We start from the raw sequence: 21,514 nt of genomic DNA on the forward strand, positions 1-21,514 counted from the left end.
AAGCCCGGTAACGGGTGGAGCTGACTGGTACTAATAGGCCGAGGGCTTGTCCTCAGTTGCTCGCGTCCACTGTGTTAGTTCTGAAGCAACGAACACGCCCCCCTACGGGTGGTGCGGCGGTTCGTAACTTCATAGTGTTTCGGTGGTCATAGCGTTAGGGAAACGCCCGGTTACATTCCGAACCCGGAAGCTAAGCCTTTCAGCGCCGATGGTACTGCAGGGGGGACCCTGTGGGAGAGTAGGACGCCGCCGAACAATCATTGTGGGAAAGCCCCGCACCAGCTCTGGTGCGGGGCTTTTCTGCGTTTACCGGACGGGCGTGTATACGCCGCTGTAGACTCAAAGCATGTCCGATGCCATGATCCGAGTGCCGGCTGAGGTGCGCGATCGCCTTGCGGTCATCGCCGAGTCCCGCGGCACGTCCATCCGAGCCCTGGTCCAAGAGTTTGCGGAGTCCACGCTGACCCCCGAGGAGCGGCGTGAGCGGGCCGAACGGGCGCGTGAGTACATGGCGCAGCACTTCGGGGTGCGCGTGACGGACGAGGAGAGCGAGGAGATGGGGCGCAAGATTCGCCAGGCCTTCGCCCGTCGGCAGGAGAATGCGGCGTGATCCAGCGCCACCTCGTCCTGGACAGCCCTTCCCTCCTCGCCTTATCGGGCAACCGGCAGATGTCCGCCCTCATCCACCGGGCTTTCCTCGACGGCGATACGCGTTTGTGGGCGCCTGTCCTGGCGATCCTTGAGGCGGATCGGGAGCACGCGGGAATCGCCGAGCACGTCGGCCAGCTTGATGTCATCCACGCCGTCGATCTTGACTATGCGGCGGTGTTGGCAGTGGCGCAGCTGTGCCGGAACGGTGTCCCTCCGGGGGTTGCCGCAGCGGTCCAAGCCGTACGAAATCTCCCGGACTGGGGTGCCGACGCACTGGTGGCGACAATTGAGCCCAAGATGTACGAGCACCTCGAGGTGGGCGTGCTTGACCTCAATCGTTGACTTGAACCGCCGGTCTTACAGGCGGCCGGCGGCTTTCAGGGCGAGGTAGGCGTCGGCCAGGGCGGGGGCCAGGGTGTCCGGGGTGGCGTCCACGACGTGGACTCCGTGGCGGGCCAACTGGTCTGCGGTGCGGCGGCGTTGGGCCTGGGACTGGGCGGCGGCTGCGGCCTCGTAGACCGCGTCCAGGGTGCCGCGGGACTTCGCCATCTCGGAGATGTACGGGTCGGCCACCGAGGCCAGCAGGACCGTGTGGCGCTGGGTCAGGCGGGGGAGGAGCGGGAGCAGGCCCTCTTCCACGGGGGCCGCGTCCAGGCTCGTCAGCAGGACCACCAGGGAGCGGCGCGGGGCGTTGCGCAGGACGGTCGAGACGAGGGTGCGGGCGTCGGTCTCGACGAGCTCGGGCTCCAGGGTGGCCATGGCGTTGACGAAGGCCGGGAGCGTGTCCGCGGCCGAGCGGCCCTGGACCTGGGCGCGGGGGCGGCGGTCGTGGGCCAGCAGGTCCACGCGGTCGCTGGCCCGGGTCGCCAGGGCGGCGAGGAGGAGGGCCGCGTCCATGGCGGCGTCCAGGCGGGGCGCGTCGCCGACGCGGCCGGCGGAGGTGCGGCCGGTGTCCAGGCAGATCAGGATGTGCCGGTCCCGCTCGGGGCGCCAGGTGCGTACGGCGACCTTGTCCTGGCGGGCGGTGGCCCGCCAGTCGATGGAGCGGGTGTCGTCGCCCGGGACGTAGTCGCGCAGGCTGTCGAACTCGGTGCCCTCACCGCGGGTCAGGAGACTGGTGCGGCCGTCGAGTTCGCGCAGGCGGGCCAGGCGGGACGGCAGGTGCTTGCGGCTGGTGAAGGGCGGCAGGACGCGGACGGTCCAGGGCACGGTGTGGGTGCCCTGGCGGGCGAGCAGGCCGAGGGGCCCGTAGGAGCGGATCGTCACGCGGTCGGCGTGGCGGTCGCCGCGGCGGGTCGGCAGCAGACGGGTGGTCAGGCGGCGGCGTTCCCCGGCCGGGATGTCGAGCGTGTGGCGGGAGGACTGCTGTTCGGTGCCGGGGAGCCAGCTGCTCGGCGGCCAGGCGTCGCGCAGGCGGGCGCGCAGCCGGCGGGGGCCGGGGTTGGTGACGGTGAGGTGGACCTCCGCCGGCTCGCCGAGGCGCACGGAGGTGTCGCCCGAGCGGGACAGGGTCAGCCGGCGGACCGGGGCCGCGAGGGCGTAGTCGACCGCGCAGGCCACGGCGAGCGGGCCGTTGACCGCGAGGAGCCCCGTCCAGCTGGGTTCGAGGATGCCGACGGGGAGGCTGCCGAGGGCCGCCAGCAGGGCGGCGCGTCCGGTGAAGGCCATCAGCGGGGGACGGGGACGTGGGACAGGATCGCGGTCAGGACGGCGTCGGCGGTGACCCCTTCCATCTCGGCCTCCGGGCGCAGCTGGATCCGGTGGCGGAGGGTGGGCAGGGCGAGGGCCTTGACGTCGTCGGGGGTGACGTAGTCGCGGCCGGTCAGCCAGGCCCAGGCGCGGGAGGTGGCCAGCAGGGCGGTCGCGCCGCGCGGGGAGACGCCGAGGGTGAGGGACGGCGACTCGCGGGTGGCGCGGCAGATGTCGACGACGTAGCCGGCGATCTCGGGGGAGACGGCCACTGCGGCGACCGCCTCGCGGGCCGCTTCGAGCTGGGCGGCGCCGGCGACCGGGCGGATGCCGGCGGCCTGCAGGTCGCGCGGGTTGAAGCCGGCGGCGTGCCGGGTCAGTACGCCGATCTCGTCCTCGCGGGAGGGCAGGGGCACGTTCAGCTTCAGCAGGAAACGGTCCAGCTGGGCCTCGGGGAGGGGGTAGGTGCCCTCGTACTCCAGGGGGTTCATGGTGGCCGCGACGAGGAAGGGGTCGGGCAGGCGGCGCGGGGTGCCGTCGACGGTGACCTGGCGCTCCTCCATGGCCTCCAGGAGGGAGGACTGGGTCTTGGGCGGGGTGCGGTTGATTTCGTCGGCGAGGAGGAGGTTGGTGAAGACCGGGCCGTTCTGGAAGGAGAACTCGGCGGTGCGGGCGTCGTAGACGAGGGAGCCGGTGACGTCGCTGGGCATCAGGTCGGGGGTGAACTGGACGCGCTTGGTGTCGAGGTCGAGGGAGGCGGCCAGAGCCCGTACGAGGAGGGTCTTGGCGACGCCGGGGACGCCTTCGAGGAGGACGTGGCCGCGGCACAGGAGGGCGACGACGAGACCGGTGACGGCCGAGTCCTGGCCGACGACGGCCTTGCCGATCTCGGTGCGGATCGCTTCCAGGGAGGAGCGGGCGCTGTCCGTGGTGGCCGTCATGAGGTGCGGACCTCTCTTTCGAGGGCGTCGAGGTGGTCGGCGAGCGCGACGAGTGCCGCGTCGTCGGCGGGCGGGGTGCCGAAGAGCAGGGCGGTGAGGTCCCGGCCGGGCGGGTCGGTGAGGCGGGCGGACACGGCGGGGAGCAGGACCGCGGGGTCGTGGGTGTGCGCGGACGGTACGCCGACCAGCGCGGCGAGGCGTTCGCGGGTGGCGGCGCGCAGCACGGTGGCGGCGCGGTCGCGGGCGTCGGCGCGGCGGTAGAGGCGGGCGCGGCCCTCGGTGGCCTCGGAGGCGCGGATGGCGACGGGGAGCCGCTCGGCGACGAGGGGGCCGAGGCGGCGGGCGCGCCACAGGGCGGCGAGGGCGGCAGCGAGGAACAGCTGCAGGAGGGCCCAGGACCAGCCGGCGGGGACGAGGTCGAGGAAGGACTTGTCGGCGGTGTCCGCGTCGGCGTCCTGCTGGTCGGCGGGGGACGGCAGGTACCAGACGAGGTCGGGGCGGGTGCCGAGGAGCTGGAGGGCGAGGGAGGCGTTGCCCTCGGTGGCGAGCGTCCTGTTGAGCAGGACGGTTTCCGAGCCGAGGACGACGGTGTCGCCGCCGGCGGTGGCCGAGGGCAGGACCAGGAGGGTGGGGCGGCCGCCGCTGGGGTAGCAGGACTGGGCGCCGTGGGCGGTGGTGGTGTAGCGGTGGCCGGAGCCGGTGTCGGCGCGGCCGGCGGTGGCTGCGGCGGGCAGGGTGCAGGCGGGGGCGAGGGCGGGCTCGTGGGCGTCGCCCGCGGTGTGCACGGCGGGGGCCAGGGAGTCCAGGGCGGTGCTGTCGGGGCCGAGGAGGACGGTGCGGCCGCCGGAGAGGTCGATGGCGGAGCGCAGGGCGCGCTGCTGAGCGGGGCCGAGCCGGTCGGGGTGGGCGACGAGCACGGTGGTGCGGGGGCCGGCGGCTTCGGCGGCCTCGCGGGCGGTGGTGACGACGCGGGTGTCGACGCCGCGGGCGCGCAGCAGCTCGGCGACGGCCCGGCTGCCCTCGGGGTCGGCGGAGCGGGGGTCGAGCCGGCCGTGGCGGCTGTCGGAGCCGAGCGCGGCCAGGGCGACGGCCGCCACGAGGAGGATGCCGAGCGCGGCGAGGAACCCGCGCGCCCGGCGCCACAGCAGGCCGGGCGTCATCCCGCTGCCCGCCGTGGCGGCGGCTGTGCCCGCGCCTGCGGCAGCGCCGGCCGCGCCCGCGGTGCCCGTGCCTCCGCCGGCAGGGGCACCGCCAGCGGCGACCGCAGCGGCGGCGGCCGCCGCAGCGGCGACCGCCGGCCCCGAGCCGGAGCCCGGGGCGGTGCTCGGAGCCGGGCTCGTGCCGGGGGGCGTGGCCGGGGGCGTCATGACGGGGCTCCCGTCAGGAGGGGCTTCGTGCGGGTCAGGGTGTGGTCGAGGGTGCGCAGGCGGGCGTAGGTGTCGGCATCGGCGGTGCGGCCGCCGTAGGTGACGTCGTCGAAGGCGCGGGCGGCTGCCCGTAGGTCGGCGGCGTGGCCGGGGAGGGCCGGCGCGGCTTCGGCGGCGGCCTCGTCGGCGGTGCGGCCGGGCCGCGGGTCGAGGAGGGTGCGCTCCTCCAGGGAGCGCACGAGGGCCCGCATGCGCTCCTGGACGGCTTCGTTCCAGCGGCCGGCGGCGGCGTGGGCCTCGGCGGCGGTGCGGTGGTCGTCGGCGCTGCGCGGGCCGTCCTCGAAGAGGGCGGCGGTGGTGGCGGCGGTGCGGCGGGGGGCGCCCAGCCGCCACCACAGGGCGGCCGCGGCGAGGGCCACCAGGACGGCTATGGCGACCAGGCCGAGCGTGCCGCCGGGGGTGGCGGTGCCGGCCCGGTCGAAGAGTTCGCCGACCCAGGCCCAGAACTTGTTCAGGGCGCGCTGGACGAGCCCCGGGTCGTTCTGGTGGTAGAGCGGTTTGGACAGCTCGCGCCGGGCCGCCTCGCGGGCGGGGTCGCGCGGTGTCGTCACCGGTGGTGTCTCCGCGGCCGGCAGGTGGGCCGCGGCCCGTGTGATGAGGCCCCCCGTACTCATCATCGGTGCATCAGCCTCCGGTGGGCGGGGCCGCCGGGTCCGCGCCGTAGTTCTCCAGGCCGGCGGCCCGGGCGAGCTCCAGGTCGAGGGCTTCGCGGCGGATGCGCTGGTCGACGTAGAGCAGGACGGTGACGCCGGACTGGATGGGCATGGTGATGGTCTGGGCGATGATCGCGCCGATCCCGGAGAGGATGAGCGCGCCCCAGGCGGTGGTGGCGGTGCCGTCCTCCAGGCCGCTGATGCCGCCGCCGAAGGCGATCAGGCCGACGATGGTCAGCGGCCAGACGATGATCGCCGAGACGAAGCCGGTGATGAGCCCGGTCAGCAGGGTGATGCCGAAGATCCGCCACCAGGAGCCCTGGACGAGCTTGGAGGAGCGGCGCAGCGAGGTGATGACGCCGGACCTCTCCAGCATCAGCGCGGGCGAGGCCAGGCTGAACTTGATCCCGAGCCAGACGGCGAGGACCAGGCCGGCCAGGCCGCCGAGGACGGCGAGGCCGATGCTGCCGGCGAGGGCGGCGGGGACGATCAGGACGGCGAAGAGCAGGGCGATGCCGGCGGCCACGAGCAGGGTCAGGCCGATCAGGCGCAGCAGGCTCGGGCGGGCCTCTCGCCAGGCCTCGCCGATGGAGGAGCTGCGGCCGAGGACGGCGCGGCTGAAGATCATCGTGAGCATGGCGGTGGCCGCGATGGTGGCGACGACCTGGACGAACGTGTCGATGCCCGTCACGAGGAGGCTGCTGCCGAGGTTCTTGAACGCCTCGGCCGGGTCGCTCTGCGGGTCCGCCGCGACCTGCAGGTCGGGGACGGTGTACTTCTGCACGAGGACGCCGAGGACCCCGATGACCGTGGAGACGACCAGGGTGATCGGCAGGACGGAGCGCCAGTGGCCGCGCATGGTGGCGACGGCGCCGTCGAGGATCTCGCCGAGGTCGAGGGGGCGCAGCGGGATGACTCCGGGCTTGGCGGCCGGGGGCTTGCCCCAGGGGCCGGCCTGGTGGCCGTACGGGGCCGGTCCGCCCGGCTGGCCGGGTCCGCCCGGGCCGCTGCCGTACGAGCCCCAGCCGCCCGGTGCGGGCTGCTGCGGGGCGGCGGACGGGGGGCCGGGCGGTGCGGGCTGTGCGGGCGGCTGGGCTGCGCCGGGGCTCTGCCACTGCGCGGGGGGCGGCTGCTCGGCGGACCACTTCTGCGTACCGGCGGGGCGGGCCGCGCCGGCGGTCCCGTCGGGGTTCTGGCCTTCGGACCCTGCGCTCGGCCGCTCGCCGTCGGACGGGGAGGGTCCGGGCGCCGGTCGGCCCGGAGAGTCGTTCATCGTCGCTCCTTCACGTGACACCTGATCGGCGGGGGCGCAGGTCGGCTGCCATCGTGCCACGCGGGAACGGTGAGCGGACCGGCCGTCCCCCCGATCCGCGGCCGTCCGCGCCTTCAATTGTCACCCGGATCCGGGGCAGACTGGTCGATGTGATCTCCAGGCAGGTCCGAGGGACGATTTCCAGCCTTTTTGGCTGTGGGACAGCTCACCGCCGGGTAACGATTGGCTAATGGGATGATGTCAACCATGAAGGGACGCGTCCTTGTCGTCGACGACGACACCGCACTGGCCGAGATGCTCGGCATCGTGTTGCGTGGAGAAGGTTTTGAGCCGTCGTTCGTAGCGGACGGCGACAAGGCACTGGCTGCCTTCCGGGAGGCGAAGCCGGATCTGGTGCTGCTCGACCTCATGCTGCCCGGACGGGACGGCATAGAGGTCTGCAGGCTGATCCGGGCCGAGTCCGGGGTGCCGATCGTGATGCTCACTGCGAAGAGCGACACGGTCGACGTCGTCGTGGGTCTGGAGTCCGGGGCGGACGACTACATCGTCAAGCCGTTCAAGCCGAAGGAGCTGGTGGCCCGCATCCGGGCCCGCCTGCGCCGCTCGGAGGAGCCCGCGCCGGAGCAGCTGGCCATCGGTGACCTGGTCATCGACGTGGCCGGGCACTCGGTCAAGCGCGACGGCAACTCCATCGCGCTGACCCCGCTGGAGTTCGACCTGCTGGTCGCCCTCGCCCGCAAGCCCTGGCAGGTCTTCACCCGCGAGGTGCTGCTGGAGCAGGTCTGGGGCTACCGGCACGCGGCGGACACCCGCCTGGTCAACGTGCACGTACAGCGCCTGCGCTCCAAGGTCGAGAAGGACCCGGAGCGCCCCGAGATCGTCGTGACGGTGCGCGGTGTCGGCTACAAGGCAGGACCGAGCTGACGTGAAGCCCGGCAGGCCGCGGGTCGGCTCCCGCTGGGGAGCCCTGCGGGCCGGCCGGCTGCTCCAGGACGGAGCGCCCGGCGGTCCTGTGCTGCGGTTGTTCGTACGACTGGTGCGGCGCCCGCTGCTTCCGGCTGTCCGGCTGTGGCGGCGCAACATCCAGTTGCGGGTGGTCGCCGCCACCATGCTGATGTCGCTGGCCGTGGTGCTGGCGCTCGGCTTCGTGGTCATCGCGCAGGTGAGCAAGGGCCTCCTCGACGCCAAGGAGGAGGCCGCGCAGAGCCAGGCCGCCGGCGGGTTCGCGGTGGCGCAGGAGAAGGCCAACACGCCCGCGACCGTTGACGGGCCCGACGCCACCGACAACAAACTCGGCCGCGACGCCAGCACCTGGATGAACTCGCTGGTCAAGCAGCTCGCCAGCGGCGGCCAGACCGCCTTCGAGGTGGTCGCCCTCGGTGCCGGGACCGGCACCGGCGGTGCGGCGGACGCCGCACCCGGCGGTGCGGGCGCCTCCGGCGTCAAGGGCGCCCGGGCCTCCGGCAACGTGGACCCCACCGCGAGCGTCCCGCCGAAGCTGCGCCGGGCCGTCAACCACGCCACCGGCACCTTCAAGACGTTCTCGCAGATCAAGTACACCGCCGGGGCCGGCGACAAGGCGCCCGAGCCGGCGCTCGTCGTCGGCAAGCGGCTCACCGACATCAACGGCGACCCGTACGACCTGTACTACCTCTTCCCGCTGACGCAGGAGGAGGAGTCGCTGAACCTGGTGAAGTCGACCATCGCGACGGCCGGGCTGTTCGTGGTCGCCCTGCTCAGCGCCATCGTCTGGCTCGTCGTACGGCAGATCGTGACCCCGGTGCGGATGGCCGCGGGCATCGCCGAGCGGCTGTCGGCCGGGCGGCTGCAGGAGCGGATGAAGGTCACCGGCGAGGACGACATCGCCCGCCTCGGCGAGGCCTTCAACAAGATGGCGCAGAACCTCCAGGTCAAGATCCAGCAGCTGGAGGACCTGTCGCGGATGCAGCGCCGGTTCGTCTCGGACGTCTCGCACGAGCTGCGCACGCCGCTGACGACCGTGCGGATGGCCGCCGACGTCATCCACGACGCCCGCGTCGACTTCGACCCGGTCACCGCGCGCTCCGCCGAGCTGCTCGCCGGGCAGCTCGACCGCTTCGAGTCGCTGCTGGCGGACCTGCTGGAGATCAGCCGGTTCGACGCGGGGGCCGCGGCGCTGGAGGCCGAGCCCATCGACCTGCGGGACGTGGTGCGCCGGGTGATCGACGGGGCCGAGCCGCTGGCCGAGCACAAGGGCACCCGGATCCGGGTGCTCGGCGACACCCAGCCGGTGATCGCCGAGGCCGACGCCCGGCGCGTGGAGCGCGTCCTGCGCAACCTCGTCGTCAACGCGGTGGAGCACGGTGAGGGCCGCGACGTGGTGGTCCGGCTCGCGTCCGCGGGCGGGGCCGTCGCCGTCGCCGTACGGGACTACGGCGTCGGGCTCAAGCCCGGCGAGGCCACCCGCGTCTTCAACCGCTTCTGGCGGGCCGACCCGGCGCGCGCCCGCACCACCGGCGGCACGGGCCTCGGTCTGTCCATCGCGGTCGAGGACGCCCGGCTGCACGGCGGCTGGCTCCAGGCCTGGGGCGAGCCGGGCGGCGGCTCGCAGTTCCGGCTGACCCTGCCGCGCACCGCGGACGAGCCGCTGCGGGGTTCCCCGATCCCGCTGGAGCCCGAGGACTCGCGGGGCAACCGGGCCCGGGCGGCGGCCGAGGCCGCGGGGTCCGGATCCGGGCCGAAGGGGCCGCGGGCCCAGGCCCCGGTCCGCCCCGAGCGCTCGGCGATACCGCCCCGGTCGGCGGTCGCCGGCGCGCTGCCGGTGCCCGCGGACCCGACGGCCCTGCCCGGCAACGGTGCCCGCGTCGTGGCCCGGCCGGCCGACCAGGCAGCACAGGAGGATGGAGCAGGTGGGCGCTGAGGTGGACGCCGGACCCGTGCAGCACGCAGACGACGACGGCCGCCGCGCACGGCGGCAGCCGGGCCGGCAGGAGCAGCAGGGGCAGCCGCGGCGGGCGGCCGCTCGCGCCTACGCGGCCGCCGCGGGCGCCGGGGCGCTGCTGCTGGCCGGCTGCGCCTCCATGCCCTCCAGCGGGGAGATCCGGGAGGTCCGGGCCTCGCAGGGGGTGGACTCGCAGGTCCGGGTCTTCGGCGTGCCGCCGGCCGACAAGGCGGGCCCCACCGATATCGTCGACGGCTTCCTCGAAGCCATGACCAGCGACGATCCGCAGCTGCAGACCGCCCGGAAGTACCTCACCGAGGAGGCCGCCAAGAGCTGGCGGCCCGGTTCGGTCACCGTGCTCTCCGGGGGCATCGACCGGTTCTCCGTCCAGGCCGAGAAGGAGCCCTCGGGCCCCAAGTTCAAGATGGCGGGCAAGAAGCTCGCGACGGTGGACGAGCGCAGCGCGTACCAGCCCGAGCCGCCGAACGAGCGCTACGAGGAGTTCCTCCAGCTCGTCCAGGAGAACAAGCAGTGGCGGATCTCGACGCCGCCGAAGAACCTGGTGCTCAGCGAGTCCGACTTCCAGCGCATCTACATGCCGGTGAACAAGTACTACTTCGCGGGCGGCACGCTCGTCGCCGACCCCGTGTACGTGCGCCAGCGCAGCGATCCGGACTCGCGGATGGACCCGACGACGCAGACGGTGCAGTCGCTGCTGGCCGGGCCCTCCAAGTGGCTGGGACCCGTGGTCACTTCGAGCTTCCCCACCGGAACGGAGCTGCGGGAGGGCACCAAGTCCCTCTCGTACGACGGGCAGAACACCCTGCGCGTGCCGCTGAACGACAAGGCGGACAACGTCGCGCAGCCGCAGTGCCAGAAGATGGCCACGCAACTGCTGTCGACGGTCAAGGATCTGACGGCGTCCCGGCTGGACCGGGTGGAGCTGCTGCGCGCCGACAAGTCCTCGCTGTGCTCGGTGACCGACGCGACCGCGGCGGCGATCGCGCACCGGGTCCCGTCCCCCGACTACCAGTACTACGTCGACGCCGAGGGCCGGCTCGTACGGATGAAGCTCGACGTCAACAGCGAGGACCAGCAGTACCGGCCCGAACCGGTGCCCGGACCGCTGTCCGCGCCGAACGCCCCGTTCAAGGTCTCCTCGGCGGCCGTCGCGTACGACGAGAAGCGCGCCGCGGTGGTCTCCGAGGACGGGCACAGCCTGTACCAGGTGAACCTGACGACCGCCGGGCCGATGCCGCAGCCGGTGCTCACCGCCAAGGGCGCCAAGCCGAACGGGCTGAGCGCGCCGAGCTTCGACGCGGCCGGGAACCTGTGGGTCGCGGACCAGGACCTGCAGAGCCCCGCTTTGTACTGGGTGCCGGCCGGCTCCGCGGCCCCGCAGAAGGTCGACGTGTCCGGGCTCGACGGCGGGCGGATCACCGCGCTGAAGGCCTCCCCGGACGGGGCCCGGCTCGCGCTGCTGGTGCAGAAGGACAACCACAAGCGCCTGTACATCGGGCGGATCGAGCGGCCCGACGGCGGCAAGGGCGACCGCTCGGTGGTCGCGGTGCGCGAGCTGCGCCAGGCGGCCCCGCAGATGGCGGACGTGACGGCGCTGAGCTGGGCGCCGCACGGGCGGCTGCTGGTGGTGGGCCGGGAGAGCGGCGGGGTCGTGCAGGCCCGGTACATGCTGGCGGACGGGTCGATGGTCGCGGCGAGCCTGCCCGGTGCGACGGGGCTGGTCGCGGTCGCGGCGACGGAGGACGAGAAGAAGCCGGTGGTGGCGTCCTCGGACGAGGACGGCATCGTGTGGCTGCCGCCGGGCGCGCAGTGGCGCACCGTGGCGGCGGGCGGCCGGGCGCCGGTGTACCCGGGCTGACGCGCCGCTGACCTGCGGATCCGACCGTCGTCCACAGGGGTGGCGGGCGGTCGCGCATCCCGGCACAGTGGTGGGGTGCGCGGGTGGTGGCAGGAGCTGGCCGGGCTGGTGCTGCCGGAGGACTGCGCGGGCTGCGGGGCGGCCCGCGTCGTGCTGTGCCCTGGCTGCGCGCGGGCGCTGGACGGGAGCCGGGCCGGGCCGGTGCGGCCCTCGCCCTGCCCGCCGGGGCTGCCGCCGGTGCGTGCGGCCGCCGTGTACGAGGGCGCCGTACGGGCCGTCGTCCTCGCGCACAAGGAGCGCGGGGGGCTCGCGCTGGCCGGCCCGCTCGGCGTGGCCTTGGCGGCGGCCGTCCGCGCGGGCGGGTCCGCCGGCGCGGCGGAGCCGCAGCGGGAACTGGTGCTGGTCCCGGTGCCCTCGGCGCGCCGGCAGGTGCGGGCGCGCGGGCACGATCCGGTGCGCAGGATCGCGCTGGCGGCCGCGGCGCGGTTGCGGCGGGCCGGTGTTCCTGCGCGGGTGGCGCCCGTACTGCACCAGGTGCGGCCGGTGGCCGACCAGGCGGGCCTGGCGGCCCGGGAGCGGCGGGCGAACCTGGACGGCGCGCTGGGGGTGCGCCGCGGCGGGCGGCGGCTGGCGGCCGGGGCGCGGATCGTGCTGGTCGACGACGTGGCCACCACCGGGGCGACCCTCGCGGAGGCGGCCCGGGCGGTGCGCGCAGAAGGCCTCGGACCGGTGGAGGGAGCGGCCGTTGTGGCTGCTCCGGACCGGTCTTTCGTACGAATCCGGTCTACTACCCGGACAGAGCAACCTTCCTGTGAATAGATTTGGAACTGGAGGGGAAGGCGCATCGTTGCAGGTAGTAAGAGGGAATGGCCACCTGAACGGAGGTACGTTCCGGTAGCGGGTGCCGACAACCGGCAGGGAGAGATATGTTCGGTTGTAAGGAACTGGCGACCCTGGACCCCGCGCATCGGATCGCACGTTTCGTCGTTGTCTGAATCTTCGTGTCAGAGGCTGTCTCTCGACTCCGAAGTCGGTGGGGTGTAGATCTTGCCGATGGGGGAGGAGGAGGTGAAAGTCGCCAAGTCCGTGGCTCCGGTGCTCACCGGAGCCTGGTGCGAAAGGGAGACGCTTCGCCCCAGGGGCGGAGCTATCCGGGAACGGAGTTCTGCGTGGACATCGTCGTCAAGGGCCGCAAGACCGAGGTGCCCGAGCGGTTCCGCAAGCACGTGGCCGAGAAGCTGAATCCGGAGCGGATCCAGAAGCTCGACGCCAAGGTGATCAGCTTGGACGTCGAGGTGTCCAAGGAGCACAACCCGCGCCAGGCCGACCGTTCCGACCGCGTGGAGATCACCCTGCGTTCGCGGGGCCCGGTGATCCGTGCCGAGGCCGCCGCCACCGACCCGTACGCGGCGCTCGACCTGGCACAGGAGAAGCTGGAGGCCCGGCTGCGCAAGCAGCACGACAAGCGTTTCACCCGTCGCGGCGCCGGGCGGCTCTCGGCGGCCGAGGTCGCCGATGTGGTCCCGGGCGTGGCGACCCTCAACGGCAACGGCCAGCCGTACACGGAGGACAAGGCGGACGCCGTCCCGACCACCCGGATCGGGTCGCTCGAGGTACAGGGCGAAGGCCCGCTCATCGTCCGCGAGAAGACGCACTCGGCCGCGCCCATGTCGCTCGACCAGGCTCTGTACGAGATGGAGCTGGTCGGCCACGACTTCTATCTGTTCGTCGACTCCGAGACCAAGATGCCGAGCGTCGTCTACCGGCGCCACGGCTACGACTACGGCGTGATCCACCTCAACGCCGACCAGGCCTCCAGCTCGGTCGAGCCCGGCGCGGGCGGCGCGGGCGGCGCGCTCGGCGGCTGACGCCGCGTCCGCATTCCGTACGGTGCCCCCGTGCGACGCCACGGCGTCGCACGGGGGCACCCGTGTGCGATGCGTATGCGCCAACGTGCGCGCCGCAGGACCGCGCCGGGCGGTCCGGGCATGGAATCATGGCGCTCAGTCAACGGGTGGGCACTTCCGCCCGGTTGGCCGGAATCTCGGCACCTGCAGGGGGAGGAACGATGGCGGACGGTTTCGGGCCGGTGCGCGGTGACGACGGCGGGGAGCCGATCCGGGTGCTCGTCGTCGACGACCACGCCCTGTTCCGGCGCGGGCTGGAGATCGTCCTCGCGCAGGAGGAGGACATCCAGGTCGTCGGCGAGGCCGGGGACGGCGCGGAGGCGGTGGACAAGGCGGCGGACCTGCTGCCGGACATCGTGCTGATGGACGTGCGGATGCCCAAGCGCGGCGGGATCGAGGCCTGCACTTCGATCAAGGAGGTGGCCCCCTCCGCGAAGATCATCATGCTGACGATCAGCGACGAGGAGGCGGACCTCTACGACGCGATCAAGGCGGGCGCCACCGGATACCTGCTGAAGGAGATCTCCACGGACGAGGTGGCCACGGCGATTCGCGCGGTGGCCGACGGGCAGTCGCAGATCAGCCCCTCGATGGCGTCGAAACTGCTGACCGAGTTCAAGTCGATGATCCAGCGGACGGACGAGCGGCGGCTCGTTCCCGCGCCACGGCTGACCGACCGCGAACTGGAAGTCCTCAAGCTGGTCGCGACCGGAATGAACAACCGGGACATCGCCAAGGAGTTGTTCATCTCCGAGAACACCGTGAAGAACCACGTCCGCAACATCCTGGAGAAACTGCAGCTGCACTCCAGGATGGAAGCGGTGGTGTACGCGATGCGGGAGAAGATCCTCGAGATCCGCTGACCGGGGCGGTGCTCAGAGCGCGGCCAGTTCCGCCGTGACGGCGGCGGCCTCCTCGGGGGAGCCGGCCCGCTCGATGCGGACGCTGTCGCAGCCGACCCACTCGGCCGCCTCGCGCAGGGCCTCGGCCATGGGGCGCGCTGCCTTCGGCGTGGTCAGCGACAGCTGCCGGGCGACCAGGGTGCGGCCCTCGCGGGCCGGGTCGACGCGGCCCTGGAGCCGGCCGCCCGCCAGCAGCGGCATCGCGAAGTAGCCGTGTATCCGCTGCGGCTTGGGCACGTACGCCTCCAGCCGGTGCGTGAAGCCGAAGATCCGCTCCGTGCGCGGCCGGTCCCACACCAGCGAGTCGAAGGGCGAGAGCAGCGTCGTGCGGTGGCGGCCGCGCGGGGCGACGGCCAGCGCCTGCGGATCGGCCCAGGCGGGCTTGGCCCAGCCCTCGACCTCGACGGGGACCAGCCCCGAGTCGGCGATCACCGCATCGACCTGCTCGCCCTTGAGGCGGTGGTAGTCGGCGATGTCGGCGCGGGTGCCGACCCCGAGGCTCTTGCCGGCCAGCGCCACCAGGCGGCGCAGGCACTCGCGGTCGTCGAGGTCGTCGTGGAGCAGTGCGTCCGGGACGGCCCGCTCGGCCAGGTCGTAGACGCGCTTCCAGCCGCGGCGCTCGGTGCAGACCACTTCGCCGGTGTCCAGCAGCCACTCCACCGCGATCTTGGTCTCGGACCACTCGAACCATTCGCCGCCGTTCTTGGCGCCGCCCAGCTCGCTCGAGGTCAGCGGGCCGTCCGCCGCGAGCCGGTCCAGGACCGCCTTCGTCGAGCGGTCCTTGTCCTGCAGGACGTGCCAGCGGTGGCCGCGGGCCCGGCGGGCGCGCCGGCGGAACGCGAAGTGCGGCCACTCCTCGATGGGCAGGATGCAGGCCGCGTGGGACCAGTACTCGAACGCGTGCTGCTCGCTCCAGTACGCCCGCTCCACCGCCTCCCGGCCGACCGCGCCGAGGCGTGCGTACGGGATGAGCTCGTGCGAGCGGGCCAGCACGGAGATGGTGTCGAGCTGCACCGCCCCCAGGTGGCGCAGTATCCCGCGCACGCCGCCCCGGCGGTCGGGCGCCCCGAGGAACCCCTGCGCGCGCAGGGCGAGGCGGCGCGCATCGTCGGCGGAGAGGGACACGGCGGCGGTGGCGGTGGTCATGCGCCGCAGCCTAGGCGCCACCACTGACAATGGGCACCCGGTCCGGCGCCGGCAGGTACGGCAGGCGGGAGGGCAGGCCGAGGTCGGAGGGGAGCAGGGCGCCGACCCAGCAGTCGCGCAGGGTCCCGCGGTGCTCCATGCCGGCCCGCTGCACGCCTTCGATGCGGAAGCCGGCCTTCTCGGCGACGGCCCGGGAGCCGGCGTTGCCGACGCCGGCCCGCCAGACCAGCCGTACGCAGCCGGCCTCGGTGAACGCCCAGCGGGCCGCGGCCAGCACCGCTTCCGTCATGAGGCCGCGGCCGCGGTGGCCGGGGGCGGCCCAGTAGCCGATCTCGTGGGCGTGCGGGCCGCGCGGGACCACGGCCACGCTCGCGACCAGCGGGCCCGGGCCGTCGGCGCCGTCGGGGTGCTCGGTGAGGCGGGCGGCGAAGTTGAACTCGGTCCCCTCGCGCCAGCCGCCGGGCACGGTGCCCAGCACGTACGCCTCGGCCTCGGCCCGCCCGTACGGCAGGGGGACGGGGATCCACCGCTGGATCTCCGGGTCCTGGCAGGCGGCCAGCACCTCCTCGACGTCCTCGGGGCGGTGTGGGCGCAGGGTCAGCCGTGCGGTGGCCAGGGCGGTCGGTTCCATGACCGAATTGTGCTGCGGGCCCGCACGCCCGGCGAACACTTTTCGGCGGGGGCGGCACCTTCCGTGCCCCCCGTACGTTCTCATTCCGGGCGCATGCCGTCCTGCGGCCATGGCGGACCTCCCGACGCGACCGTGTCCTCGCTTACGATGGCCGGTGCGGCGGGGCCCACCCTCCGTGCCCGCGTACGAACCAGTGCCAGGCCCGACCGGCGAGGAGACAAACCCCGGTGTCCGTCTTCAACAAGCTCATGCGTGCAGGCGAAGGCAAGATCCTGCGCAAACTGCACCGCATCGCGGACCAGGTCAACTCCATCGAAGAGGACTTCGTCAACCTCTCCGACGCCGAGTTGCGGGCGCTCACGGACGAGTACAAGCAGCGGTACCAGGACGGCGAGAGCCTCGACGACCTGCTGCCCGAGGCCTTCGCGACGGTCCGCGAGGCGGCCAAGCGCGTCCTGGGCCAGCGGCACTACGACGTGCAGATCATGGGCGGCGCGGCGCTGCACCTCGGGTACGTGGCCGAGATGAAGACGGGCGAGGGCAAGACCCTCGTCGGCACGCTGCCCGCGTACCTGAACGCGCTGTCCGGCAAGGGCGTGCACCTGATCACGGTCAACGACTACCTGGCCGAGCGCGACTCCGAGATGATGGGCCGCGTCCACAAGTTCCTCGGTCTGACCGTCGGCTGCATCCTGGCGAACATGTCGCCCGCGCAGCGCCGCGAGCAGTACGCCTGCGACATCACGTACGGCACGAACAACGAGTTCGGCTTCGACTACCTGCGCGACAACATGGCGTGGTCGCAGGACGAGCTGGTGCAGCGCGGCCACAACTTCGCCGTGGTCGACGAGGTCGACTCGATCCTCGTCGACGAGGCCCGCACGCCGCTGATCATCTCCGGCCCGGCCGACCAGGCCACGAAGTGGTACGCCGACTTCGCCAAGCTGGTCACCCGCCTGACCAAGGGCGAGCCCGGCAACCCGCTCAAGGGCATCGAGGAGACCGGCGACTACGAGGTCGACGAGAAGAAGCGCACCGTCGGCATCCACGAGGCCGGTGTCGCCAAGGTCGAGGACTGGCTCGGCATCGACAACCTCTACGAGTCGGTGAACACCCCGCTCGTCGGCTACCTGAACAACGCCATCAAGGCGAAGGAACTGTTCAAGAAGGACAAGGACTACGTCGTCATCGACGGCGAGGTCATGATCGTCGACGAGCACACCGGCCGTATCCTCGCCGGCCGCCGCTACAACGAGGGCATGCACCAGGCGATCGAGGCGAAGGAAGGGGTGGACATCAAGGACGAGAACCAGACCCTCGCCACGATCACCCTGCAGAACTTCTTCCGCCTCTACACCAAGCTGTCCGGCATGACCGGTACGGCCATGACCGAGGCCGCCGAGTTCCACCAGATCTACAAGCTCGGCGTCGTCCCGATCCCGACGAACCGGCCGATGCAGCGCGTGGACCAGGCCGACCTGATCTACCGCACCGAGGTCGCGAAGTTCGCCGCCGTCGTCGACGACATCGCGGAGAAGCACGAGAAGGGCCAGCCGATCCTGGTCGGCACCACCTCGGTCGAGAAGTCCGAGTACCTCTCGCGCCAGCTGTCCAAGCGCGGCATCCCGCACGAGGTCCTCAACGCCAAGCAGCACGAGCGCGAGGCCTCGATCGTCGCCCAGGCCGGCCGCCGCGGCGCCGTCACGGTCGCCACGAACATGGCCGGCCGCGGTACCGACATCAAGCTCGGCGGCAACCCGGACGACCTCGCCGAGGCCGAGCTGCGCCAGCAGGGCCTGGACCCGGAGGAGCACATCGAGGAGTGGGCGCACGCGCTGCCCGCCGCGCTCCAGCGGGCCGAGGCGGCCGTCAAGGCCGAGTTCGAAGAGGTCAAGTCCCTCGGCGGCCTGTACGTGCTGGGCACCGAGCGGCACGAGTCACGCCGTATCGACAACCAGCTGCGCGGCCGCTCCGGCCGCCAGGGCGACCCGGGCGAGTCCCGCTTCTACCTGTCGCTGGGCGACGACCTGATGCGCCTGTTCAAGGCGCAGATGGTCGAGCGCGTCATGGCGATGGCGAACGTGCCGGACGACGTGCCGATCGAGAACAAGATGGTGACGCGCGCGATCGCGTCCGCCCAGTCGCAGGTCGAGACCCAGAACTTCGAGACCCGCAAGAACGTCCTGAAGTACGACGAGGTCCTCAACAGCCAGCGCGAGGTCATCTACGGCGAGCGCCGCCGCGTCCTGGAGGGCGAGGACCTGCACGAGCAGGTGCGCTTCTTCATGGACGACACGATCGACGCGTACATCGCGGCGGAGACGGTCGAGGGCTTCGCCGAGGAGTGGGACCTGGACCGGCTGTGGGGCGCCTTCCGGCAGCTCTACCCGATCAAGGTGACGGTGGAGGAGCTGGAGGACGCCGCGGGCGACCGTGCCGGCATCACCGCCGAGTTCATCGCGGAGTCCGTCAAGGACGACATCCACGAGCAGTACGAGGCGCGCGAGAAGGCGCTCGGCTCCGACATCATGCGCGAGCTGGAGCGGCGCGTGGTGCTGTCGGTGCTGGACCGCAAGTGGCGCGAGCACCTCTACGAGATGGACTACCTCCAGGAGGGCATCGGCCTGCGCGCGATGGCCCAGAAGGACCCGCTGGTCGAGTACCAGCGCGAGGGCTTCGACATGTTCAACGCCATGATGGAGGGCATCAAGGAGGAGTCCGTCGGCTACCTGTTCAACCTGGAGGTCCAGGTCGAGCAGCAGGTCGAGGAGGTCCCGGTGCAGGACGCCGCGCCGTCGCTGGAGAAGGAGCCGGCGGGTGTGCGGCCGGAGATCCGCGCGAAGGGGCTGGACGCTCCGCAGCGGCGCGACCGGCTGCACTTCTCGGCGCCGACCGTTGACGGTGAGGGCGGAGTCATCGAGGGCGACTTCGACTCGGACGGTGCCGCGGGTGACGGCATGACGCGGGCCGAGCGCCGCAAGGCCCAGAAGGCCGCGGGCGGCCGCCGCCGCAAGAAGTAACCCCCCGCCCCGAGGGGCGGCCCCGCCGGGCCCGGCCACGCAGCTGCGACGCACTGCGTGACCGGGCCCGGCGGCGTTGGGGCGAGGGTGCGGGCAGGCGCAGCAGGTCACGGGCGGGGGCCCCGGATTTCGACGGCTGCGCAGCGCCAGCGCTGGTCGGGGCCCTGTTCCAGGCGGAAGGCCATCGCCGAGACGCGGTCTCCCGTCGCGATGCGGGCGAAGGCCTCGATCACCCCGGGGCCGGGGTGGAAGCGGCCGCAGTGGCGCAGTACGGGGCGTAAGCGGACCGGGAGGGGGCCCGTCGGGGCCAGGTCGACGAGCTGGTCGTAGGCCGGGCCGACCGTGAGGCCGAGCAGCGAGTGCACCGGGCGCTGGCCGCTGACCACCGCGAGGAGGCGCTCCGCGAACCAGTCGTGGGGGCCGCGGGGGCGGCGGGGCCGGAGCGGGCGGCGGCGGTCGTCGCGGCCCGGCGGGCGCGTGTGGCCGGTCGGCGTCCCGGGTCCCCTGGTTCCGGTCATGGCGATCCCCCGAAAGTCCGGGCCCGGCGCGGTACCGGGCGGTAACTTGGTTGAGGATCTTCTACGGCCGCCGCCCACCCTCCGCAACGGATCCGCGGCCCGGCCGGCCGCCGGGGCCCGGTTCACCTATCCGGGTGTCCGTGCCCCCGGTCACCTGCGGCGCGGCGGCATACCGGCAAACCCGGGCGGACGCCGGCCCCCCGGCTCCCGACACCCCAAAAGGGGACCCCGGCCGTCACCCCACGCAGTCCCGGACCGCCCCGTACGGGTGCCGGCGGGAGTGTCCGGCGGAGCCGGCTCTCTTGGGGCGCCGCCCCAGACCCCGCGCCTCAAGCGCCGGCGGGGCTGGAATGGTGCACCCCCCGCTGCGCAAAGGGGCAGGGCTGAACTTGCCGGAGTGGTGGTGGGGTGGGGCGTGACGGGGGGTCGGATCGTATGCTGGGTGGGTTTCCGACTACCGAAAGCAGCCGGCCATGCGCGTGTACGTCCCCCTGACCCTCCCCGGCCTCGCCGAGGCGCACAAGGCGGGTGAGCTGGGCGGCGCCCCGCTGCGGGCGTACGCCGTCACCCCCGCCCTGCGGGAGTGGTACGTGTCGGACGACATCGAGGAGCTGGAGTACGCCGCCCTCGGCCGGGCCGCGGCGGCCTCGCTGCGGCTGCTCGCCGAGGACGCCGGCGCCCCCCGCAAGCGCGTCGTCGTCGCGGTCGACGTCGCCGACAAGGCCGTCGGCGCCGTCCCGGGCCTCGACGAGTCCACCCTCGGGCAGGTCACCCTCGACGGGCCCGTACGCCTCACCACGGCCGCCGCCGTGCACGTCGACGCCGATGACGCCGTGGCGGACGTCCAGGCCGCCGCGGCCGCGCTGGCCGCCGCCGACGCCGGTGACGAGGACGCCGCGTTCACCGTCGACGGCGCCGAGGACCACGAACTGCTGTGGTTCGGCGTCCAGGAGATCCCGGGGCTGCTGGCATGACCACCGGCCGTCTTCCCCGCGCCGTCCACATAGTCTGGGACTGGAACGGCACCCTGCTCCACGACATCGACGCCGTCATCGCGGCGACGAACGCCTCCTTCGCCGAGTTCGGCTTCGCGCCGATCACCCTGGAGCGCTACCGCGAGCTCTACGTCGTACCCGTGCCCAGGTTCTACGAGCGGCTCATGGGCCGGCTGCCCACCGAGGCCGAGTGGGAGGTCATGGACGCCGCCTTCCACCGGCACTACTGGGAGGCCGCGGAGGACACCGGCCTCACCCCGGGGGCCAAGGAGCTGCTGCGCGACTGGGAGGCCGAGGGGCTCACCCAGTCCCTGCTGTCGCTGGCGCCCCACGACAGGCTCGTACCGCTCGTCCGGGAGCACCGCATCGACCGGTACTTCCTGCGCGTCGACGGCCGCACCGGCCCCTCGCACACCTCCAAGGCAGGCCACCTCGTCCGGCACATGGAGGCCCTGGCGCACTCCGGCGTGACCCCGGAGGCGACCGTCCTCATCGGGGACGCCGTCGACGACGCCCTCGCCGCGGCCCACGTGGGCGCGCGGGCCGTCCTCTACACGGGTGGTTCGCACAGCCGCACCAGTCTGGAATCGGCCGGTGTACCCGTCGTGGACACCCTGGCAGAGGCCGTCCGCACTGCTCGCGAGCTGGCCGAATAGCGACTGGCACGCCCGGCCCTTCGCGTCACTGCGCACATCGTCAAACTTCCGGACTTGCTTTTGTACAGATCCGGACCGTGACGCAATGGGGGTCGGGCGAGATAGCCTGGTACCCGTGATCAGCGCGATAGTCATCGGGGGCGCCGAAGCCCCCGGCCTGCGCCCGGCGCACAACCGTGCCCGGGCCTTCGCTGGTCCCCGCCTCCGGGACACCGCGCCGATCTTGGCCGAATCCCTCCCGGACGGCTCTCACGACGACATAGCGTCGGCTCCGGACGGACACCACCCCGCCTCGCGGCGCTACGT

At 72.9% G+C, this 21,514-nt stretch carries 19 protein-coding genes and 1 rRNA gene; 12 read left to right on the top strand and 8 right to left on the bottom strand.

The genetic code is table 11. The features are described 5' to 3' along the window. Positions 1 to 138 precede the first annotated feature (138 nt). The 3 genes from rrf to AB0F11_RS05185 all read left to right on the top strand — a co-directional run bounded on the left by rrf (position 139) and on the right by AB0F11_RS05185 (position 993). A 5S ribosomal RNA gene (gene rrf, locus AB0F11_RS05175) occupies positions 139 to 255 on the top strand. Positions 256 to 346: 91 nt separating this feature from the next. After that, positions 347 to 610 (top strand): hypothetical protein, encoded by a 264-nt coding sequence (locus AB0F11_RS05180; protein WP_362168624.1) that lies wholly within the window; start codon positions 347 to 349, stop codon positions 608 to 610. Continuing rightward, positions 607 to 993 (top strand): hypothetical protein, encoded by a 387-nt coding sequence (locus AB0F11_RS05185; RefSeq protein ID WP_362168626.1) that lies wholly within the window; start codon positions 607 to 609, stop codon positions 991 to 993. Before AB0F11_RS05180 ends, AB0F11_RS05185 begins: the two co-directional genes overlap by 4 nt. 15 nt (positions 994 to 1,008) lie before the next feature. On the opposite strand, the gene AB0F11_RS05190 is transcribed toward AB0F11_RS05185, so the two are convergent. The 5 genes from AB0F11_RS05190 to AB0F11_RS05210 form a co-directional block, all read right to left on the bottom strand. Next, complete coding sequence (locus AB0F11_RS05190; protein ID WP_362168628.1) at positions 1,009 to 2,319, bottom strand: DUF58 domain-containing protein; 1,311 nt, start codon at positions 2,317 to 2,319, stop codon at positions 1,009 to 1,011. Further along, on the bottom strand, positions 2,319 to 3,281 hold the full coding sequence (locus tag AB0F11_RS05195) for a MoxR family ATPase (protein ID WP_362168629.1): 963 nt from the start codon (positions 3,279 to 3,281) through the stop codon (positions 2,319 to 2,321). Before AB0F11_RS05195 ends, AB0F11_RS05190 begins: the two co-directional genes overlap by 1 nt. Beyond that, complete coding sequence (locus AB0F11_RS05200; protein WP_362168897.1) at positions 3,278 to 4,441, bottom strand: DUF4350 domain-containing protein; 1,164 nt, start codon at positions 4,439 to 4,441, stop codon at positions 3,278 to 3,280. Before AB0F11_RS05200 ends, AB0F11_RS05195 begins: the two co-directional genes overlap by 4 nt. A gap of 203 nt (positions 4,442 to 4,644) precedes the next feature. Continuing rightward, positions 4,645 to 5,325 carry a DUF4129 domain-containing protein gene (locus AB0F11_RS05205; RefSeq protein WP_362168631.1) on the bottom strand — a complete coding sequence of 227 codons (681 nt, stop codon included), beginning with the start codon at positions 5,323 to 5,325 and terminating at the stop codon, positions 4,645 to 4,647. A gap of 7 nt (positions 5,326 to 5,332) precedes the next feature. Beyond that, on the bottom strand, positions 5,333 to 6,634 hold the full coding sequence (locus tag AB0F11_RS05210; protein WP_362168633.1) for a hypothetical protein: 1,302 nt from the start codon (positions 6,632 to 6,634) through the stop codon (positions 5,333 to 5,335). 234 nt (positions 6,635 to 6,868) lie between these two features. Here AB0F11_RS05210 and mtrA point away from each other — a divergent pair, with 234 nt between their 5' ends. The 6 genes from mtrA (at position 6,869) to AB0F11_RS05240 (ending at position 14,203) form a co-directional block, all read left to right on the top strand. Then, positions 6,869 to 7,558 carry a two-component system response regulator MtrA gene (gene mtrA / locus AB0F11_RS05215; RefSeq protein ID WP_361918457.1) on the top strand — a complete coding sequence of 230 codons (690 nt, stop codon included), beginning with the start codon at positions 6,869 to 6,871 and terminating at the stop codon, positions 7,556 to 7,558. A gap of 1 nt (position 7,559) precedes the next feature. After that, complete coding sequence (gene mtrB, locus AB0F11_RS05220) at positions 7,560 to 9,533, top strand: MtrAB system histidine kinase MtrB (protein WP_362168635.1); 1,974 nt, start codon at positions 7,560 to 7,562, stop codon at positions 9,531 to 9,533. Then, positions 9,523 to 11,433 (top strand): LpqB family beta-propeller domain-containing protein, encoded by a 1,911-nt coding sequence (locus tag AB0F11_RS05225; RefSeq protein WP_362168637.1) that lies wholly within the window; start codon positions 9,523 to 9,525, stop codon positions 11,431 to 11,433. The genes mtrB and AB0F11_RS05225 overlap by 11 nt, the downstream gene beginning before the upstream one ends. A gap of 75 nt (positions 11,434 to 11,508) precedes the next feature. Then, a complete protein-coding gene (locus AB0F11_RS05230; RefSeq protein ID WP_362168638.1) occupies positions 11,509 to 12,252 on the top strand; it encodes a phosphoribosyltransferase family protein in 744 nt (247 codons plus the stop codon). A 293-nt stretch (positions 12,253 to 12,545) separates the two neighbouring features. Next, positions 12,546 to 13,301, top strand: coding sequence for a ribosome-associated translation inhibitor RaiA (raiA, locus tag AB0F11_RS05235; RefSeq protein ID WP_362168640.1), 756 nt, complete (start codon positions 12,546 to 12,548; stop codon positions 13,299 to 13,301). 200 nt (positions 13,302 to 13,501) lie between these two features. Next, complete coding sequence (locus AB0F11_RS05240; protein WP_361918442.1) at positions 13,502 to 14,203, top strand: response regulator transcription factor; 702 nt, start codon at positions 13,502 to 13,504, stop codon at positions 14,201 to 14,203. A gap of 12 nt (positions 14,204 to 14,215) precedes the next feature. Here the strand turns inward: AB0F11_RS05240 and AB0F11_RS05245 are convergent, their stop codons facing one another. Both AB0F11_RS05245 and AB0F11_RS05250 read right to left on the bottom strand, forming a co-directional pair. Then, positions 14,216 to 15,388: a crosslink repair DNA glycosylase YcaQ family protein gene (locus AB0F11_RS05245; RefSeq protein ID WP_362168643.1), complete on the bottom strand. Its 1,173-nt coding sequence runs from the start codon at positions 15,386 to 15,388 to the stop codon at positions 14,216 to 14,218. A gap of 10 nt (positions 15,389 to 15,398) precedes the next feature. Then, the gene (locus AB0F11_RS05250; protein WP_362168645.1) at positions 15,399 to 16,019 is read right to left on the bottom strand and encodes a GNAT family N-acetyltransferase; all 621 of its coding nucleotides are present in this window, start codon (positions 16,017 to 16,019) and stop codon (positions 15,399 to 15,401) included. A 227-nt stretch (positions 16,020 to 16,246) separates the two neighbouring features. Between AB0F11_RS05250 and secA the strand changes: the two genes are divergently transcribed. After that, the gene (gene secA, locus AB0F11_RS05255) at positions 16,247 to 19,039 is read left to right on the top strand and encodes a preprotein translocase subunit SecA (protein ID WP_362168646.1); all 2,793 of its coding nucleotides are present in this window, start codon (positions 16,247 to 16,249) and stop codon (positions 19,037 to 19,039) included. A gap of 107 nt (positions 19,040 to 19,146) precedes the next feature. Here the strand turns inward: secA and AB0F11_RS05260 are convergent, their stop codons facing one another. Continuing rightward, positions 19,147 to 19,557, bottom strand: a complete 411-nt coding sequence (locus AB0F11_RS05260; RefSeq protein WP_362168648.1) for an Rv3235 family protein — start codon at positions 19,555 to 19,557, stop codon at positions 19,147 to 19,149. A gap of 473 nt (positions 19,558 to 20,030) precedes the next feature. On the opposite strand from AB0F11_RS05260, the gene AB0F11_RS05265 reads away from it, so the two are divergent. Then, positions 20,031 to 20,531, top strand: coding sequence for a hypothetical protein (locus AB0F11_RS05265; protein WP_362168650.1), 501 nt, complete (start codon positions 20,031 to 20,033; stop codon positions 20,529 to 20,531). Beyond that, positions 20,528 to 21,208, top strand: a complete 681-nt coding sequence (locus AB0F11_RS05270; RefSeq protein WP_362168652.1) for an HAD family hydrolase — start codon at positions 20,528 to 20,530, stop codon at positions 21,206 to 21,208. Before AB0F11_RS05265 ends, AB0F11_RS05270 begins: the two co-directional genes overlap by 4 nt. Positions 21,209 to 21,514: the final 306 nt, after the last annotated feature.

It is taken from the genome of Streptomyces sp. NPDC032472, from assembly GCF_040636955.1.
GTDB lineage: Bacteria > Actinomycetota > Actinomycetes > Streptomycetales > Streptomycetaceae > Streptomyces.

Excerpts from the sequence above, each read along its gene's own strand:
- AB0F11_RS05205 (WP_362168631.1), bottom strand. The coding sequence starts at position 5,325 with ATGATGAGTACGGGGGGCCTCATCACACGGGCCGCGGCCCACCTGCCG.
- AB0F11_RS05240 (WP_361918442.1), top strand. The coding sequence starts at position 13,502 with ATGGCGGACGGTTTCGGGCCGGTGCGCGGTGACGACGGCGGGGAGCCG.
- AB0F11_RS05195 (WP_362168629.1), bottom strand. The coding sequence starts at position 3,281 with ATGACGGCCACCACGGACAGCGCCCGCTCCTCCCTGGAAGCGATCCGC.
- AB0F11_RS05260 (WP_362168648.1), bottom strand. The coding sequence starts at position 19,557 with ATGACCGGAACCAGGGGACCCGGGACGCCGACCGGCCACACGCGCCCG.
- AB0F11_RS05210 (WP_362168633.1), bottom strand. The coding sequence starts at position 6,634 with ATGAACGACTCTCCGGGCCGACCGGCGCCCGGACCCTCCCCGTCCGAC.
- AB0F11_RS05250 (WP_362168645.1), bottom strand. The coding sequence starts at position 16,019 with ATGGAACCGACCGCCCTGGCCACCGCACGGCTGACCCTGCGCCCACAC.
- AB0F11_RS05200 (WP_362168897.1), bottom strand. The coding sequence starts at position 4,441 with ATGACGCCCGGCCTGCTGTGGCGCCGGGCGCGCGGGTTCCTCGCCGCG.
- AB0F11_RS05265 (WP_362168650.1), top strand. The coding sequence starts at position 20,031 with ATGCGCGTGTACGTCCCCCTGACCCTCCCCGGCCTCGCCGAGGCGCAC.
- AB0F11_RS05190 (WP_362168628.1), bottom strand. The coding sequence starts at position 2,319 with ATGGCCTTCACCGGACGCGCCGCCCTGCTGGCGGCCCTCGGCAGCCTC.
- AB0F11_RS05270 (WP_362168652.1), top strand. The coding sequence starts at position 20,528 with ATGACCACCGGCCGTCTTCCCCGCGCCGTCCACATAGTCTGGGACTGG.
- mtrA (WP_361918457.1), top strand. The coding sequence starts at position 6,869 with ATGATGTCAACCATGAAGGGACGCGTCCTTGTCGTCGACGACGACACC.
- AB0F11_RS05245 (WP_362168643.1), bottom strand. The coding sequence starts at position 15,388 with ATGACCACCGCCACCGCCGCCGTGTCCCTCTCCGCCGACGATGCGCGC.
- AB0F11_RS05180 (WP_362168624.1), top strand. The coding sequence starts at position 347 with ATGTCCGATGCCATGATCCGAGTGCCGGCTGAGGTGCGCGATCGCCTT.